Here is a 17,814-nt window from a genome sequence, read left to right as displayed (position 1 = left end):
TTAACCCTGACAGCCAACCAGCCATAAGGCACTGCGACTTTGCTTGCTTAGCTGAGGTGTTGTAAGAGGCGTAGCACTGGTCAAATCAGTCGTGTGCTCCAAACTGATGCCAGCGCTCGCCAGTAGGGCAGATAATAACTGAAATTTCACCGCATAGTTCATGTTTTGTGCATGTTCATGAACCAGACTGGATGTGACCATACCGACGACCTCTCCAGTCGGCAATAATAAAGGACTACCACTAGAACCGGGCTGAATGGGTGCGGTGAATTGTATATGACGGATATCGTTATTTAAGCCTGTCAATCCTGAGATACAGCCTTGGGTGACTTGCAGTTGGCTACTCAGTCCTGACAACGGAAACCCCAGTGTGGTAATGGTCTCACCCAATATATCAACACATTGCTGCGCCAATGGGAGGTAGCTAGGTAAAGGATCGCTAACTCTAATAATAGCTGAATCGCTTCCGATATCGCTAAGTACAACTTGTGCCTCGCGATCAGGCTGACCTTGCTGACGTACGCCAACCATCGCTGCTGACTCAATCACATGATAGCAGGTCAGCAGATGATAGGGATCAATAGCAAACGCTGTTCCTGTCCAAGTCTCGCCTGCTTGTACTTGACGAGGAGGGCGAGCTTCGTTGTTTGGTTGAGTACGCTGCTGCTGTTGAGCTTCTTGAATAAGCCTATGTGTGCTAGGTGGACGAACATCCAGACTAACCTGTACATGATGCTCAAGGCTTGCTAAGCCTTGGGTTGATGCCTCGCCAAGCGCTCGACATTTAAACTGTTCATTACGCTGATATATTTCTAATATAATCGCCGCTTTGACATGTCGATCGTTTGTTGTGAAGTTATAGCGAATATCTCCATTATTGAGCGTGAGACTTACGTCGTTCAACTCTACCGCTGGCAAGTTTAGGCTTGGATCATGATAAACATAAGCAATCAGTTGTAAGAAACTAACATTATTTTTATCAAATAACTGGGGTAAATCTAACTGCCATGTACTTGGATTATCCTTGTTATCGAGCTGAGCCCAGTCTTTAGACTCATGTAAATAAGCAGGACTACAAACTGCTTTACGATTGGCATCTAATGGCAACCACAATAGTCCAAGCTGCTGTCCAAACTCTAATGGTTTAGTAGTAGAAAATGCGATCGAACATTTGGTGTTTTCGATAACCGTATTGGCTCCTAGCACTAATTCGACTTGCTTCGACATCACATTTCCTTAGTTTATTTGCGCGATTATAATTATTTTTATTGTTTAATGATTTTATCTTTGCGACTAAAGTCTGGCCACATAAAGGGTTTTGACTTTATTTTGAACCTATCATTCTACCAAGAGAAAACAGTAATAGATGTTTTAATAAATAGTTAAGGTTAATTGCATAGTAGAAATATCAAAATAGATAGATACAAATAGTTGTCAAGATTTTTTAAATAATACATTATTTTTATAGAACAACGATATGGTTCTATAGTCTAGCCATTTGTCGGCTAATGTAACCATTTATCGGACAATACCTTATAGTGTATTGCTACAAAACAAAATTCCAGTAATAATACAATCAAAATCTATTGCTATTTAGTAACTTCACTGTGAGTAAGTGTTATCATAAGAATTTAAGAATAGTAGTTTATTTAAACATATTTATCTCAATCTTGTTTTCAAGCTCATTACTGCTTTAAGATTAATGAATTTCTAGTTGTTAAAACGTTTATATGCTTAATAGCTATAAAATTGAAGTTTCATCTACTGAATATATTTCATTTCTTATAATATAAAAGATATACAAAAACTATTGTGTGGTTGATGTCTGAATATTTTTTATATTGTGAGAAAGTCAGTTGGCCGGATCTTTAAAACGTTATTCATATTTGTTAATTACTTTATGTAGAGAGCTTGATAGAAGAAAGCGTAGCAGTATTTTAAGAAAAGGAGTGCTCTATGAAATTCTCTTGTGCATTAGAAACGTCTTCTGAACGTATTCGTTTGGTCAATGTTATTTCGCCGCTTATCAAAGCAGGTTATCAGCTAGTCTCCCAAAGACAGGAGGCTTCAGAGAATGGTGGTAATATCATTCACGTGATCGCAAGAAGTCTGGGGTCTAAAACGCAGGAAGATTTAATCGATGACTTATCTTCGATCGAAGGATGTACGCTTTTTAATCTAGAAATAGATGACGAGGGTGGCTCGTCAGCTGCCCCTGCAAAAAAGACATTGGATGAGAAGAGCGTTCTATCAGCCATAGGTGCGTACTACCCTAAAATAGCAGATATTGTCGGTCAGTATGAAGATAGTTTGCCTAGTGATCAACGCACGACTGCATTGCACGAGTTGGGCCGTAAGGTTGGCGGCGGTATTTACCAACGTGATTATTCACTTGGTAGTCCGTTAAAGATGCCTACTACGATTACTCGCGAACTTGTGCCAGCACTAAAGGGACTTTCTAAAGTTAAAGCAAAGAACAATGTAATTTATTTAATCAAATGTCCGTTTTGTAAATCGTCAGACCATAATCACTCAGGATGCCATTTTATTGTAGGTTATATAGAAGGCTTTTTAGCAAGCAATCCTGCTGTCGATATGGTTCAGGTTAAAGAAACCAATTGTGGTGCGGGCAGTACCAACATTTGCGAATTTACCATTGGGTAAAAATATTATGCATAGATAATCTAATGTCTGTGTAAAACAAATACTAATGAGCGAATGACGCACTGTGTTGTGATTGAAGTAACGTTATTTGGCTCAGTTTTTATGATAGATAAAAGGCAAAAAAATGATTGAAGTTGAATATAACTTACTTTTGGTGTTGGTCTCATACGCCATTGCAGTGTTTGGTTCTTATGTCGGCCTAAACTTAGCTATTCGAGTTCCTTCTGCCAAGCCAGGAACAGATTTATATTTTTGGGTTGCGCTATCTTCGATTGCAATCGGGGGTGCGATTTGGTCTATGCACTATATCGGTATGATGGCAGTTGATATGAAAATGCCTGTTACCTATGATCTAGGGTTAACGATTGTCTCAATGCTACTTGCGATTTGTTTCGTTGCTGTTGGTGTCCTTATCGTAGGTCGCGGTGATTCAAGCATTGGTAAACTGATCGGCGGTGGCGTGCTTACTGGACTTGGTGTGGCAGCTATGCATTATACAGGTATGGCCTCTATGCAAATGGACGCTACCATGTCATACAATATACCGTTATTAATGGTATCAATTGTGATTGCTATTGCAGCCGCTATCGCTGCACTATGGTTGGCATTTAATTTGCGTGGTTCATTACAGCGTTTTGGTAGTGCATTTATCATGGGTCTTGCTGTTTGTGGTATGCATTACACTGGTATAGCCGCGATGGAAATGACAATGACTGATCATGTGATGCCGATGGACTATACACATGCAGGTGCAATTTCTTCATCTATTATGATTTTCATCGGTTCAGCCGTTGTATTGAGCTTGTTATGGTTCATTGCTTCTAAAAACGCACCTAAGCAAACAACACTAGCGTTTGGTGAATAATTCAAAGCGTTCGTTTTCAATACACCTTAGAAACGAAGCCAAAAAAAGGTTTTTAGATTAATATCTAAAAACCTTTTTTCGTGTTTGTTCAAATCATTTACTAATCATATGCATGCTTAGCGGGCTATTTATTCATCATCCTTTTTAATTTTAACACTCATCATAATAGAACGTACTTGGCATGGTTCAATATGCTGAATATTGGTCTCTAAGTTAGGTTTCTCTGACAAGCCTAACCAATAAGAAAATCCAACTTGCGTCAAGTCGATCCCACTATGAGAGGTGTACCCAATACCACCTGATGGGCGGCTATTAATCTCAAGAACACGGTGCTGACCGCTATCGTCAGCTTTGGTCTGTACACTGACGATACCGTCACAGCCAAAAGCCTTAATTAGTGGGATTACGACATCCATGACAGACTGCTCATAACCAACGTGTTGTATTTTTCCGGTTTTATGACGAGTGACAGCAGCTAGGACTTCACCATATTCACAGACCACATCGATAGAATACTCTTGTCCAGATAGGTAAGGCATGAGTAGCATTGGAATAGGTCGCTCGTGTACCATTTGGCTATTGGTATAGGCATTCACAAATTGGGCTGTATTTATTTTTTTCTCTTCAGTGAAATACAAGTGCTCAAAGCTATCGTATTGCTCGTCATATGCTTTACCCGTGTCTAGTCGCCAAAACCCTTGGGCGAAAATACCGACGACAGGTTTCACACATAGAGTTTGGTCGCCATGCTCAGCTAATAAAGCCTCAAGCTCAGTAGTATTATCAAATCGCCATGCGTCTGCCACTGGAATGTTATGAGTGTGACAATGCTGCATAAAAGCAAATTTATCATCGATTGATTCTAGTGCCGCCACGCTGGTTGCGCCCGTCAATAAGCGAATACCAACAGCGTCAAATTTCTCACGATGCACTTCATAATCGATACCATTGCGTCCAGTCAGTAGTACTTTTACGTTATGCTTTTGAGCTTGTTCTAATACGAACTGCCAGCGTGGTATAGCAGTTTCGCCAGTCATGTGGTTATCAGTATCTACGATCGAGTCAGATGGCTCGCGATAAATCATATCGGCGAATTCGAAAATCTCAGGTCTATCATGACGGTGTGAGGCAATAACTTGAAAAGGGTTGTTTGAAGGACTGCTTGATCTGCTCTTTAGATTTTTTAAGCTATCTAACATATCACGCTGGCTAGATTGGCCTTCAGCTAACCACGCTGCTACTGGTATTGAAGGGTTACTATTGTCAGCAAGATTATTCATAATTCTCTCAGCGTTATCATTAGGTGTAGGGGAATGGGCAAGTCAATATTGCTACTGCAAATCTAGTAGTAATATTAGCAAAGGTATACGGTTTAATAGGAAGTATTATATACAAATGATATGCGTTATAAACGCCTCTGATAAAATAGTCATAGGGATTTGTAAGGATAACTTTATCGCTTATATCGCGATTGTCTGGTTCAAAAAATTCATAATATCCATGCTACTATATGATGACAGTCAGCATGACAATGACAACAGCATAATAAATAATCTAAAGGATGTATGATGAGTCAAAACCAACCTCAAAAACTAATTGCAGGTGCTAATGCGCCACTACCAACTGACAATATTAGCATTCGCATTTTAAGCCAAAACGCCATTGATTGTGCTGCTTACCGCCTGACTACTGATGGTAAAGTACGCGGTGATGGTGACATGATATTTTATGGTCAGACACGTAGTGATGATGGTAGCGTTAGCTTTCGCGGTCATGACAGTGATGGGTTTTTTGATGTTAATTTGCCTGCACAGCCTGCAAGTATTGAGAAAATTGCCCTAGCGTTCTCTAGTGCGCAAACACTATCGCAAGTTGGCGATGTGGACATTCAAGTATTACAGGGCAGTCAAGTGCTGATGACCTGTCAGCTGAGTAGCGCAGGCCGTAACGAAAAAGCCATTATATTGGCTGAATGCTATCGCAGACAAGGACACTGGAAATTTCGTTTTATCGCCCAAGGATTTGAGGGAGGGTTAAAACCTTTATCTGAGCATTTCGGTGTGGAAATCGCTGATGAGGCACCTGCCCAAAATCATAATCCTGCACCAAACCAACCTCAACCTATCAATACGCAGCGCCCAATCAATACGCAAAAAGCAGGCAACACGTCTCAAGCTAACAACCCGCCACCGATTCCTGCTAACCCTTCGATTAACCTAAGTAAAATAACATTAACAAAAAACCAATCTAGCATTAATCTTAAAAAACGTGATGACTTTGGCAAAATATCAGTCAATTTAGACTGGAACCAACGCCCTCAAAGTGATAAAGCAGCGCCCAAGAAAGGCATACTGGGAGATCTGTTTAAGCAGCATCAATCAAGCGGTATCGATTTAGATGTGGGTGCTATGATTCATCTAAAAAATGGTGAAAAAACCCTTATTCAAGCATTGGGCAATCGCTTTGGTAGCTTGCAATCAGCGCCTTATGTTTGCCTACGTGCGGATGATAGAACGGGGCAGGTAAGTGGCGGTGAATGGCTGGATATCAATGGTCAGCAATGGTCGCAGATTGAAGAGGTATTCATCTTTGCATTTATCTACGAAGGCGCACCTAACTGGGAAAAAACCGATGGGGTCGTGACTATCCATGTGCCAGAGCAATCACCGATTGAGACACGTTTGACCGAAGGTGCTGGTAACTTACCGATGTGTGCCATTGCCCGTTTGGTCAATCAGCAAGGCAGTATCAATGTTGAGCGTATCAACCAATATTTCAAAGGTCATCAAGAAATGGACAAAGCGTTTAACTGGGGCTTTAGCTGGAAGCGTGGACGTAAATAGTATTCTTAATTATAAGTAATAAACATAAAAGAGCGGCCCATCTATTGATGGGCCGCTCTTTTTTGAAATAGACTATTTAACTAGATTGGTAATAATCCAGTTAAAGTCTAAAGTCAATTACGCATGCGGTGTGATAGCAGGCATTAAGTCGTGGAAGGTGCGGCCAGAAGCTGTCTCGCCAATCGCATGCATTTTCCATTCATTGTTATGACGATAAACCTTTGCCATTACCATCGCTGTATGTCCACCTTGTGCAGACAAATTATAACGTGCTACTTCGCTATTGTTATTGGCATTAACGATACGGCAGAACGCATTTTCTACTGTCTCAAATGTTTGACCAGTAAAGCTATTAACCGTGAATACCAATGAGACCACATTGGCAGGTACTCTTGAGAGATCGACATTGATAACTTCATCATCACCATCGCCGTCGCCAGTACGGTTATCGCCAGTATGCACGATACTGCCGTCTTTCGATTTTAGCTGACTGAACCAAATGGCATCGACCGCTTGCTTGTTAGTATCGAACATGATGCATGAAGCATCTAAATCGATAGAGTCGCCGCCAGAACCGCCGCCGAATAATTTTCCTAAGAAGCCACCTTTTTTATCTTGTGGCCCTTGAGCGACATCCCAGCCTAGACCCAATTTAACTTGAGTCAGCTCGCCGCCAGCTTCTTTGCTTAGGGAGATTTTTTGACCTTTTTGAAGACTAACTGCCATGTGAGTATCCTTATAATAATTGTGAGTAAAACCGTTTAAAAATAATGCTAAAGAGTATTATAAATTGCGAAAGGTGCTATAAGATATTGTCTAAAAATCCGCCACCGCCGCCACGTCCGCCTGAGCTACTACCTAGGACGCTTTGTATCCAACCTTGATAACTGTCGCGATTGCGCGAGCAAATAATGACTTTGCCACTTCCTGAGAAGTTCAGAACCATACCCTCGCCACTGGTGACGGAATTGATGATATTGCTCATGATGCCTTTTTTCTTACTGGTAGAAACGGACAGTTTGTATTCAAGATTTGAGTCCCAGCAGACCACATGACCGTTATCAATGATGACATCTTTGTCTGGTGTGACATCAATCTCGAACAACGAGCCAAAACCAGATACCACGACTTGGCCTTGGCCTTGGGTCTGCATCACCATAAAGCCGCCTGTATCACCGAATACTGCACCGCCTAAGTTGCGCTGAATATTGGCTCTGATATCGACGCCAGTTTGGGCCGCGACAAATGCACCATCACTCAATGTATACTGCTGTTTGCCAACTTCTATGATTTGCATATCACCATCGAGCGTGGGCGCAAGCAGACAGTCGCCTTCACCATTAACCGCCTCAATCTGCTGTTGAAACAACGATTCATCGTTTGCAAAGCGGCGCATCAGTGACTGCATCAGCCCACCTTGTAGCTTACCTTTCAGCTCAAGATTGGACTCCATCATCACCATCGCGTTGGCTTCACAATAAATTGAATCGCCTTTTTTGAGATTACAATGCAAAAAAGGTTCAATAGTACCGATTAAACTGAATGTTGCGGCCATGGCTTGCAAATCCTTATTCTAATATCTTTGTTAAATGCTCTTAATATGTACGTATGCTTTATAGCTTTTAATGATAAGCCAATTAAATTTAAAGCCATCAAATGCGTTAAAGGGGCACACTTGATGGCTCATTGGATCATAACCAGACGTCTGATTATGATAATTGGCTTGCTAAAGGTTTACGTTGGTTTTAACGTTAAACATTTACGCCATAAGAGGCTGCTAATGGTCCAAGACCACCGCTGAAGCCTTGACCGACCGCACGGAATTTCCAATCACCGCTGTGACGATACAATTCACCGAAAATCATCGCTGTTTCAGTGCTGCCGTCTTCTGATAAGTCGTAACGAGCGATTTCAGATTCGCCATTGTCGTTTACAACGCGGATATAAGCATCACCAACTTGACCGAAGTTTTGGTTACGTGCTTGGCCTTCATAGATGATGGCACAGATAGCTACTTTGTTGACGTCAGCTGGGATGCTAGCAAGATTGATTTTGATTTTCTCATCATCGCCATCGCCTTCGCCAGTACGGTTATCACCAGTATGCTCAACAGCGCCGTTGTCTGATTTTAGGTTATTGAAAAAGATAAAATCTTGGTCGTTACGGACTTTGCCTGCTTCGTTAATCAAGAAACCGATTGCATCTAAGTCAAACTCTTGGCCGTCAGTGGCACGTGGATCCCAGCCTAGACCGACTGTAATGTTAGTTAAACCTGGCGCTTCTTTTGATAAGTTTACGTTGCCGCCTTTTGTTAAGCTAATAGCCATACAAATATCCTTTGGATTAATAGTTAAGTGGATTGAGTGATAAAAAATAAACTAAAAGTTGTGCAGTGACTGATATCTCAGAGCAAATAATAAAAACTTACCTGTACGCTATGCCCTGCATATCATTACGTTTTACTATACTAAGCGTTTGCTCACTAAGCAAGGCGTATTTTGTGCGCTTACTATATGCTTACTAAGGGACATAATACTTCTGTATCTTTGATAATTTCTAATCAACTTAGCAATAGTCGTTAAGATATTGTTATGAAAAGTAATGTTTCATACAAAAGGGATTTAGCACAAAGGTAGCTTAGATAAAACACTCGCTTTAAAAAGCACCGACTGACTATATGGGCTTAGAACAAACTAACTCATGGCTTAGGTATGCTTCGCAGCTAGTATGAGAGCATGGCATTATATAAAAAGCCTATTTAGATAAATATACATGTATCTCTTATTCTGCAAAAACCGACCAGCCAGTTTTTTGTACGAAGCGCTCTAGTGCTTTTAGTCCAAGCTTAGAGTTACCTACATGATCGAGCCCTGGTGACCAGACAGCGATAGAACCTTTACCAGGTGCTATCGTCAAAATACCGCCACCAACACCACTTTTGCCTGGTAAGCCCACACGGTAAGCAAATTCGCCAGAACCATCATAATGACCACACATCATCATCAATGAGTTAATACGGCGTGCTCGTTTTTCATTGATTACACGTACACCTGAGTGCTTATCAACTCCGTTAGACACTAAATAAAGACCGGCACTGGCCAACTGTTGGCAGTTCATTGCAATTGAGCACTGATGAAAATACGTACCTAATACATTATCCACATCGTGTCTTAAACGACCAAAGGATTTCATAAAGTGCGCCAGAGAGGCATTTCGGTCCTTGTGCGCCATCTCAGAAGCCGCTACTTTATGATCAAAGCGAATTGACTCATCATCTGCAATGAGGTGAACAAACTGCAGGATTTCACCCAGTGTCTCTTTCGGTTCATGTCCCATCATGATAGCGTCGACAACTGCGATTGCCCCAGCATTAATAAAAGGGTTGCGCGGTCGGCCAGACTCGTGCTCGAGCATCACAATTGAATTAAAGGGATCGCCAGATGGTTCACGCCCGACATGTGTCCAAAGTGTATCGCCTAGCTTGCCAAGACCAATGGTTAAGGTAAATATTTTAGAGATACTTTGGATGGAAAACAGAGTGCTTGCATCACCTGCTGCATACATATGCCCATCAGGAGTCGCTACGGCTATACCGAACTGATTAGGATCAATATGAGCCAATTGCGGGATATAATCTGCGACTTTGCCGCGGTCAGCTTCTCTTGCCATCTCTGCGGCAATATCATCAAGAATTTTTTGCATATCGTTTATAGGGTCTTATTTCGACAAGTTATTTAAGGACGAGGATTTTAACTGAAGATAGGGTAATAGTAACAGGGCAAACGTAATTTTAACCATTGATTGTCTCAATTATGGGTTATTCCGATATTTTGGGGCTTCTACAAGACCTGACAGTATGGCGAAATAATGTGAAAAAAAACAGGCCATACCTGATGATATGACCTGCTTAGATGTATAACTAGATACAGACTACACTGAATACAGACTACATTGAAAACATGCCCTAGTTCAGGCTTGCTTTCTCAGCTTTACGATGCTGAAGTGACGCTAGCAGCGCCCAACCAATAAAGGCAATACCAATCAGACCAGTGATAATCTCTGGTACATGGAACTTCACTGACAATAGCATAATCAGTGCCAATGCGCCGATTGCATAATGTGCGCCATGCTCAAGATAGATGAACTCGTCAAGCGTGCCTTTGTCTACCAAGAAGATAGTCATAGAACGTACAAACATCGCACCAATCGCAAGACCTAACATGATAACAATCACGTCATTGGTAATTGCAAATGCGCCAATCACGCCATCGAAACTGAATGAGGCATCTAGGACTTCTAAGTATAAGAAACCAATGATACCGCCCTTCATAATGGCACTGGTCGCCGCAGCACCCGAACCATTTTCTTCGTTTTCTAAGTCTTCTTCAAGGTCACCCTCAAGCATACCTGATACAACCTGTACGCCAAGATAAACCAAGATACCCCAAACACCTGCGATTAGGACAGCGCTTGACTGCTCTGCATTAGCCCACGATACCGCAATCATCAAGACGATAAGCGCTACAAATACGCTCATGGCATCGACTTTACCTAGCTTGGCTAAACGGCTCTCAAGCCAGTCAAACCAATGTACTTCTTTGTCATCAAAAATAAAGTTCAAGAATACCAATAGTAAGAAAATACCACCAAATGCTGAGATTTCTGCATGGTGTGCCATTAGTCTTGCTGAGTACTCTTCAGGGCTATATAAAGCCAAGTTGATAACTTCCATCATACCAAGGTCAGCAGTAACCGCGACGATGACAATAGGGAAGACCAATCGCATACCGAATACGGCGATTAGGATACCAACGGTTAAAAATATCTTTTTCCAAAATTCGTCCCAGCCCTTAAGGACTGAAGCATTGACCACCGCATTATCAAAAGATAATGAAATCTCCATGACGGCCAAGATAGCGGTAATAGAAAGAGTGGCTATCATGCCACCCATACCGCCATGTGAATATCCCCACCATGCTGCTATTGCCAAAGCAATTGCGGTAAAGATAAAGTCTAAATAAAAATGTCTCATGACACATCCTGTATGGTTGCGTAAAGCTAAGGTCTACCTAGTATAGGCATGAACCGCAAAAAAGCGGTTATTACTAACCACTTTTTATGCATAATTTTAAACGAAACGTAAAGCATTACTAGTCATTTGGTCATTAAAAATTGTGACTATTTGCAACGATGGCGGTTTGCTATTTTGGACGTGATGACAGTGACTAATAACTGACTAAATACCAGTGAATAATGGTTTTAGATATCGACACCGTATTGCTGACACATCGCTTGCAAGCCGCCTGAATAGCCTTGACCAACAGCACGGAATTTCCATTCACCGTTGTGACGATATACTTCGCCAAACACCATCGCTGTCTCAACAGAGTAGTCTTCTGCTAGATCAAAACGTACCACTTCAGTGCCAGTCTCTTCGTTAACGACACGGATAAAGGCGTTGGCGACCTGACCAAAGTTCTGGCTACGCGCTGCAGCGTCATGAATAGTCACTGTCACGACTACTTTATCTACATCAGCAGGTACTTGAGTGAGGTTGACTTTGATAACTTCGTCATCACCGTCGCCTTCGCCAGTACGGTTGTCACCAGTATGCTCGACAGCGCCATTGTCAGACTTCAGCTGATTATAAAAGATAAAGTCGTGATCGCCGCGCACTTTACCTGCGCCATTTAGCAAAAACACGCTAGCATCAAGATCAAACTCAGCACCAGAAGTGGCGCGCTCATCCCAACCAAGACCGATAAGTAGCTTGGTTAAATTTGGGTCGGTTTTCGTTAGCGATAAATTACCGCCTTTATTAAGTGATAAAGCCATGGTGTTATCCTTTTTATTAGACGTTAGTGGTTTTATAAGGTCATCGAAAAAAGGCGATGCTTACGCAATAACTGCGCAAATCCATCGCCTAGTAACGCTCTATCATAGCAACAAAAAATGGCCCAATCAAAGTTGATTGGGCCATTGTTATATTTCATATACATTCGGCAAAAAACAGAAGTTTCAGGTACTTATATTGCCCTTATAAATCTATAGTTTTATTTATCAAAATCCTGTTTACGGACTTTAGATTCTAAACTGTAAATCGAAAACTTCGAGTTACAGACTTTGACGATGACGAATCTCAAAGCTTTGATGAATCGGCTTTTTAATATTGAAATCAAAGCCAATGGTTTTTTGCGTGATATCAATGATGTCATAACGCTGAGTCAACTGCTCATCTAACTCAAAACGCGTAAAGTTGTTAGAGAAGTACAAGACGCCATCAGAGGTGAGGCGGTTCATGGCACGATTAATCAGTGCAGCATGGTCACGTTGCACATCAAAAGTACCTTGGAATTTCTTAGAGTTTGAGAAAGTCGGTGGATCAATAAAGATAACATCGAACTGCTCGGTATTGTCTTTAATCCACTCAAAGATATCGGCAGCAACGAACTGGTATTTATTGCGGCTAACGTCCAAACCGTTCAAGACAAAGTTTTGTTTGCCCCAATCTAGATAGTTCTGTGACAAATCAACGCTAGTGACTTTTTTCGCACCAGCAAGCGCTGCATGCACACTTGCGGTACAAGTATAAGCGAACAAGTTAAGTACGGCTTTACCGCGGCTGTTGTCCTTGATACGAGCACGCATATTACGGTGATCGATAAACAGACCAGTATCTAAGTAATCTGTAAAGTTGACATACAGATAGGCACCATCTTCGCGCGCAACATGAAACTTGCCACGTTTTTCTGTGGTGTTCTGCTTACTGTACTGATCGTTACCAGACTGACGGGCACGCGTTTTGATAAAGATCTGTTCACGGTTAATATCAAAGACTTCACGGATACCCATTAATGCCAAGTTAAAGCGTTTCTTTGCAGTCTCAGGTGGGATGGTCTTTGGTGGTGCATATTCTTGCACATGCGCATAATCACCGTACAAGTCGATCGCGACTTTGAAATCAGGTAAATCAGCATCGTAAACACGAACGTTGCTTACATTGTCTTTTTTGGCCAGTTTCTTGAGCTTAGCAAGGTTTTTTTGTAGACGGTTAATGAAGTCTTGACCCTCTTCTACTTCAATCTCGCGTTTCTCAAAACGACTAACAAGATTGCCCGTTTGCCCAGCGATAAGCGTTCCGTAGCGGAAATAGACGGTGATAGCACCATTATGACAGCGTAAGGTTTTTGGTTCTTTAATCGGTAGAATATCTACTTGTTCAACATGAGAGGCCAATATGCCAAGCATCGGGTCAATGCCACTACCGGCAAAGCTGTCTTGCAATATCAGCCCAATCGCTTGATACAACGGCTTAATCATTTCTTCATCGCCTAAACGCTCACCATACGGTGGGTTGGTAATGACCAAAGGATTGCTCAATCGACCATCATTGACTAATGGCTTGAGCACGTTGCTGAGTTGGTCAAGCGCACGATGTTCGATATCGAGTAATGGTAAAAGGTCTTGTAAACCTGCGGCAATTAAGTTTTTTTCTGTGGCAAGAATCGCACCACTATCAGCATCAAAGCCCAACATAAGCGGCAATGTATCAGGCTGCTCATTGGCGATCTCTAATGCTTCGCGGAAACGTGTTTGAGCATCATCGATCATCTCTTGCCATAGCGTCTCGTCATGATGCTGCCACTGGTAAAAGCCAAATTGATTGGCAGCTTTGTCGATACCCACGGCATAGTCGCAATGCATCAATAACGCTTCGATAAGGAACGTTCCAGAGCCGCACATTGGGTCAATTAACGCATTATAGAAAGGTGCGTTGCCAGCTTCGTTTTTCTTGTGCCAACCAGCACTATAGAGTAGGGCGGCTGCCAAGTTTTCTTTTAGTGGTGCTTCTGTCATGGCCACACGGTAACCACGGCGATGCAAACTGGTACCGGATAAATCTAAATACAACTCAGCTTGCTTGTCATTAATGGTGGCAAAAACAGAGAAGTCTGGATTTTTGCTATCGACGTTAGGACGGCTGTCGTAAACTTCGTTAAAGGTATCGGCAATCGCATCTTTGATACGTAGCATCGCAAACTGCTGACTGACAGCGACACGCTTATCGACAGACAGACGAATAGCAAAGGTTTGCTCTAGGCTAAACTGCTCAGTCCAATTGACGGATTTTGCCAAGCCGTATAGCTGCTCCGCAACGTCGTATTCTGCATTGATATTTTTACGTTTAATCAGCATCAATACCCGCGAGGCCACGCGTGACCATAGGCAGATGGTATATAGCTCACGTAAACCACCCGTTACGGCTAGACGGCCGGTACTTTTGATTTCGCTGTCAATGCCAAAACTGGTTAGCTCAGTCTGCAGTGGTGCCTCAAGCCCATCGGCACAGGTAATAATAAGATCAAGCGACAACTCTGGTGAAGCTGCTGTTAGAGATGCGGGCGCGGTTTGTTCGGTCATACGGGTACCTGTGGGCTAAATTGACAAAAAAGCAAATAATAAGATAATCGGTGTAACCGGCAATTTTACCATAATTCACAGTAGGATGGTTCAAAGTAGCCGTGTTTAAGATTTTAAGATGTGATAGCTAAATACGTGACAATAAATTCTCTACTCACCCTTTGTCAGTGATAATTCCTCTGGGACGATTTGAGTAGTGGTTGCAAAGGGCTTGGTTGCAATAGGGTAGTCAACATCCTTTGGCATCAGCAATCGCATATGCGGATAGGGCGTAGAGATATTAGCCGCATCAAATGCAATTTTAATCTCTTCTTGTAGCACTTCTTTGATTTTGGGTATGCGGGCAACGGCTGCTGGTTTGACCCAAAAGCGTACGATAAAGAACACCCCATACTCGCCAATTTCTGCCACGGTCGCTGAAGTTTCAGGACGATTAAGCACCGCATCGGTATCGCTGAGTACTTGCAAAATTTCCTTGCGAGCTGTTTCTATATCATCTTCAAACGCGATACGTACGCGAATATCAAAACGTATAAAGTTCTTGGAAGTCAGGTTGATGACTTCTGATGAGGCAACGTTAGAGTTTGGGATAATGACAGTGATGTTGTCTCGAGTGAGGATGTGAGTAGTGCGCAACGCGATAAGTACCACACGCCCTTCATTGTCATTGATATGAATCCAATCACCGACTTGAAAAGACTGCTCAAGCAGAATAGTGATCCCAGCGATAAAATTGGCAAGGGTAGACTGAGCGGCGAAACCTACTGCCAAACCAACAATACCTAAACCCGCCACTAACGATACGATGTCAAAGCCAAATTGAGCCATGACGCTGGCAAGCCCGAGTACCAATAGTAGTACAGATAAAATATTTTTGAGTAGCTGCTCTATGGAAGCATTGAGACCATAGTGCTGTAGGACTCTGTGAATGATTTGTCCTGATGATGCCCAAAGTACGTAATAGATACCTGCCCAAGTGCTTGCCTTTGCGGTGGCTTTGATGGTTTCTGGTTCAAAGTTTATCTGACTCATAATCGCTATCAGACTGGCGACAATCCAGACATAGCGCAAAACTGAACGGACAATCTTGGTGCGGCGCTCATTTAATCGAATTTTGGCACGGCTTTGTCTAAGGATATAATTGGCCAACCAATAAAAAAATCCCAATACCGCAAGCAGTATTAGGATTTTGATGCCAGTGCTCGCCAGTTCTACTGCCTGAGAGGACCAATTAAGTGACTCTTCATCGATAGAGCCGCCGAGAGCAAGATATAGGCTAGTATGTAAGTCGCGAACGATCTCTTGAAAAAAGTCGGTAACACTAGCGATTGGCATTTTTTCGTCCATGCAGGATGTGTTTGTACAAAAAATTATAAATGAATATATATTTATAAATTACCTCAAGTCGTCAAAGCAATCAAATAAAGTAATGGTTAAGACTAGCTACTATTAATTTAAAGGCATTGCTGACTTGAGGACTTAGTCAAAGGGCCTGTTAAGAGTTATCCTTTTGGGTATCTAGAGATTGGAAAGGTATCTCCATTTTGTACTGCACATCACGTAACGCCGTACGTAGTCCCTCTAGTATCGTCGGATGATAAAAAGGGGTGTCGAGCATATCTTTAATACTCAAATCATTGGTAATCGCTGTAGCAAGTATATGACCGATATATTCAGCATCAGGACCGACCATACTAGCGCCTAAAATTCTGTCTGTCTTTTTACAGCCATAGATATGTAGTAAGCCGCAGTTGACACCCATTACACGGCTACGTCCTTGATTATCAAAGCTCACACTACCGATAACAAATTCTAGTTCTGAATCTTTTTGAATTTCTGGTAGCGACATACCAACATTGACGATTTGCGGTGAGCAAAATACGATAGAGAAAGGAGTCGCAGGTGGGCGAATATAGGCCGCTTCTGTGTTCTCGCAGACCATACTGCCTGCACTATAGCCCTCATCGCTAGCCACATGCAGTAACGGAATATTAGCATTGGCATCTCCAACGATATAGACGTTTAAGTCGCCAATTTGGCCTGTTTTTTTACTCAAGTTTTTTGGACGGTTCTTATCGTCTAGCTCGACACCTAAGTTTTCGACACCTAGCTGCTTAATATTGTTGCGACGACCAGTAGCAACTAATACGTACTCGCCTTGCCATTGCTGAGACTCACCAGCGCTGTCTTCATATTTGATAAACGCACTTGTATTACCTCCATCTGCTGTTGTACCTACATTGGTAATTTCGCTGCCTAAATGCATGGTTAGTTCATGACTTAAGCAATCCATGGCTTTATTATTAATATCATCGTCTTTTAGACCAGCCACTTGTTTGGCACGGTTTAGCAGCGTGACTTCCACACCTAAGCGTGTAAATGCTTGCGCAAGTTCTAGACCAATAGCACCAGCACCGACGACAGCCATAGTCTTCGGCAAATCTTCAAGCTCAAAGACACTATCAGAAGTGAGCATGGTATCACCAAGCTTGTCCGCCCATCCATCAGGAATAAACGGCGAGCTACCGGTGGCGACAATAATTTGATCAGCAGCAATCAGCTCATCATTGACCTCGATTAGCCCTTGTTCATTGATAAGAGCACGACCGTCGATTTTCTTATGATCAGGCCAGCTGTCTACTTGTTTTTTAATATAGCTGGCAAAATGACTGCGTTCGTCACGTACACGTTCCATGACTCGTTTGCCATCGATTTGCGCGGTCGAATGGATACCAAATTCAGCAGAATGGTTGGCATCATGTGCGCGATCCGCCGCTGCAATTAACAGCTTACTAGGCATACAGCCGACCGCAATACAGGTTGTGGTCCAAAATCCTTCATTAATAATAACTACGTCATCTTTGATTTTACTCGCTTGGCGAAAAGCATTTTGACCTGCGGTACCCGCGCCAATAATAGCGACAGATACTTTGCGCGTAACTTCTTTCGACGTATCGTCGGTGGTCGTACCAGATTGTTTATTCATATTATTCTCTAATAGGGGCAAGGTTATATTCAGTA

The 17,814-nt window shown here is 42.3% G+C and carries 14 protein-coding genes; 3 read left to right on the top strand and 11 right to left on the bottom strand.

The genetic code is table 11. The annotated features are described in order from the left end of the window. Complete coding sequence (locus ACIGBM_RS07135) at positions 1-1,227, bottom strand: serine protease (protein WP_397477257.1); 1,227 nt, start codon at positions 1,225-1,227, stop codon at positions 1-3. Positions 1,228-1,956: 729 nt separating this feature from the next. Here ACIGBM_RS07135 and ACIGBM_RS07130 point away from each other — a divergent pair. Further along, positions 1,957-2,664, top strand: a complete 708-nt coding sequence (locus ACIGBM_RS07130) for a hypothetical protein (RefSeq protein ID WP_394123756.1) — start codon at positions 1,957-1,959, stop codon at positions 2,662-2,664. Between the two features lie 124 nt (positions 2,665-2,788). Beyond that, positions 2,789-3,529, top strand: coding sequence for an MHYT domain-containing protein (locus tag ACIGBM_RS07125; protein ID WP_379544726.1), 741 nt, complete (start codon positions 2,789-2,791; stop codon positions 3,527-3,529). Between the two features lie 128 nt (positions 3,530-3,657). On the opposite strand, the gene ACIGBM_RS07120 is transcribed toward ACIGBM_RS07125, so the two are convergent. Then, the gene (locus tag ACIGBM_RS07120; RefSeq protein ID WP_397477256.1) at positions 3,658-4,809 is read right to left on the bottom strand and encodes an ATP-grasp domain-containing protein; all 1,152 of its coding nucleotides are present in this window, start codon (positions 4,807-4,809) and stop codon (positions 3,658-3,660) included. 288 nt (positions 4,810-5,097) lie between these two features. Between ACIGBM_RS07120 and ACIGBM_RS07115 the strand changes: the two genes are divergently transcribed. Then, positions 5,098-6,372, top strand: coding sequence for a TerD family protein (locus ACIGBM_RS07115; RefSeq protein WP_397477255.1), 1,275 nt, complete (start codon positions 5,098-5,100; stop codon positions 6,370-6,372). A 117-nt stretch (positions 6,373-6,489) separates the two neighbouring features. On the opposite strand, the gene ACIGBM_RS07110 is transcribed toward ACIGBM_RS07115, so the two are convergent. The 9 genes from ACIGBM_RS07110 to ACIGBM_RS07070 all read right to left on the bottom strand — a co-directional run bounded on the left by ACIGBM_RS07110 (position 6,490) and on the right by ACIGBM_RS07070 (position 17,779). Further along, on the bottom strand, positions 6,490-7,098 hold the full coding sequence (locus ACIGBM_RS07110; protein WP_397477254.1) for a TerD family protein: 609 nt from the start codon (positions 7,096-7,098) through the stop codon (positions 6,490-6,492). Between the two features lie 76 nt (positions 7,099-7,174). Further along, positions 7,175-7,927: a TIGR00266 family protein gene (locus tag ACIGBM_RS07105; protein ID WP_057760834.1), complete on the bottom strand. Its 753-nt coding sequence runs from the start codon at positions 7,925-7,927 to the stop codon at positions 7,175-7,177. A 196-nt stretch (positions 7,928-8,123) separates the two neighbouring features. Further along, positions 8,124-8,699, bottom strand: coding sequence for a TerD family protein (locus ACIGBM_RS07100; protein ID WP_057760832.1), 576 nt, complete (start codon positions 8,697-8,699; stop codon positions 8,124-8,126). Between the two features lie 454 nt (positions 8,700-9,153). After that, on the bottom strand, positions 9,154-10,074 hold the full coding sequence (locus tag ACIGBM_RS07095; RefSeq protein ID WP_397477253.1) for a glutaminase: 921 nt from the start codon (positions 10,072-10,074) through the stop codon (positions 9,154-9,156). 262 nt (positions 10,075-10,336) lie between these two features. After that, positions 10,337-11,404 (bottom strand): DUF475 domain-containing protein, encoded by a 1,068-nt coding sequence (locus ACIGBM_RS07090; RefSeq protein WP_057760827.1) that lies wholly within the window; start codon positions 11,402-11,404, stop codon positions 10,337-10,339. 227 nt (positions 11,405-11,631) lie between these two features. Then, positions 11,632-12,207 carry a TerD family protein gene (locus ACIGBM_RS07085; RefSeq protein ID WP_057760825.1) on the bottom strand — a complete coding sequence of 192 codons (576 nt, stop codon included), beginning with the start codon at positions 12,205-12,207 and terminating at the stop codon, positions 11,632-11,634. A 279-nt stretch (positions 12,208-12,486) separates the two neighbouring features. After that, entirely contained in the window at positions 12,487-14,793 is a 2,307-nt protein-coding gene (gene rlmKL / locus ACIGBM_RS07080) for a bifunctional 23S rRNA (guanine(2069)-N(7))-methyltransferase RlmK/23S rRNA (guanine(2445)-N(2))-methyltransferase RlmL (RefSeq protein WP_397477252.1), read from the bottom strand. A gap of 150 nt (positions 14,794-14,943) precedes the next feature. Continuing rightward, the gene (locus tag ACIGBM_RS07075) at positions 14,944-16,128 is read right to left on the bottom strand and encodes a mechanosensitive ion channel family protein (protein WP_397477251.1); all 1,185 of its coding nucleotides are present in this window, start codon (positions 16,126-16,128) and stop codon (positions 14,944-14,946) included. Positions 16,129-16,288: 160 nt separating this feature from the next. After that, a complete protein-coding gene (locus ACIGBM_RS07070; protein WP_397477250.1) occupies positions 16,289-17,779 on the bottom strand; it encodes a dihydrolipoyl dehydrogenase in 1,491 nt (496 codons plus the stop codon). Between the last annotated feature and the right edge of the window lie 35 nt (positions 17,780-17,814).

The organism is Psychrobacter sp. NPDC077938 (assembly GCF_044542635.1).
Taxonomy (GTDB): Bacteria; Pseudomonadota; Gammaproteobacteria; order Pseudomonadales; family Moraxellaceae; genus Psychrobacter.
This window is presented reverse-complemented; position numbering and strand designations above follow the sequence as displayed.

Coding starts and splice junctions, on each gene's coding strand:
- ACIGBM_RS07110 (WP_397477254.1), bottom strand. CDS start 7,098: ATGGCAGTTAGTCTTCAAAAAGGTCAAAAAATCTCCCTAAGCAAAGAA.
- ACIGBM_RS07120 (WP_397477256.1), bottom strand. CDS start 4,809: ATGAATAATCTTGCTGACAATAGTAACCCTTCAATACCAGTAGCAGCG.
- ACIGBM_RS07085 (WP_057760825.1), bottom strand. CDS start 12,207: ATGGCTTTATCACTTAATAAAGGCGGTAATTTATCGCTAACGAAAACC.
- rlmKL (WP_397477252.1), bottom strand. CDS start 14,793: ATGACCGAACAAACCGCGCCCGCATCTCTAACAGCAGCTTCACCAGAG.
- ACIGBM_RS07095 (WP_397477253.1), bottom strand. CDS start 10,074: ATGCAAAAAATTCTTGATGATATTGCCGCAGAGATGGCAAGAGAAGCT.
- ACIGBM_RS07125 (WP_379544726.1), top strand. CDS start 2,789: ATGATTGAAGTTGAATATAACTTACTTTTGGTGTTGGTCTCATACGCC.
- ACIGBM_RS07070 (WP_397477250.1), bottom strand. CDS start 17,779: ATGAATAAACAATCTGGTACGACCACCGACGATACGTCGAAAGAAGTT.
- ACIGBM_RS07115 (WP_397477255.1), top strand. CDS start 5,098: ATGAGTCAAAACCAACCTCAAAAACTAATTGCAGGTGCTAATGCGCCA.
- ACIGBM_RS07105 (WP_057760834.1), bottom strand. CDS start 7,927: ATGGCCGCAACATTCAGTTTAATCGGTACTATTGAACCTTTTTTGCAT.
- ACIGBM_RS07090 (WP_057760827.1), bottom strand. CDS start 11,404: ATGAGACATTTTTATTTAGACTTTATCTTTACCGCAATTGCTTTGGCA.
- ACIGBM_RS07130 (WP_394123756.1), top strand. CDS start 1,957: ATGAAATTCTCTTGTGCATTAGAAACGTCTTCTGAACGTATTCGTTTG.
- ACIGBM_RS07075 (WP_397477251.1), bottom strand. CDS start 16,128: ATGCCAATCGCTAGTGTTACCGACTTTTTTCAAGAGATCGTTCGCGAC.
- ACIGBM_RS07135 (WP_397477257.1), bottom strand. CDS start 1,227: ATGTCGAAGCAAGTCGAATTAGTGCTAGGAGCCAATACGGTTATCGAA.
- ACIGBM_RS07100 (WP_057760832.1), bottom strand. CDS start 8,699: ATGGCTATTAGCTTAACAAAAGGCGGCAACGTAAACTTATCAAAAGAA.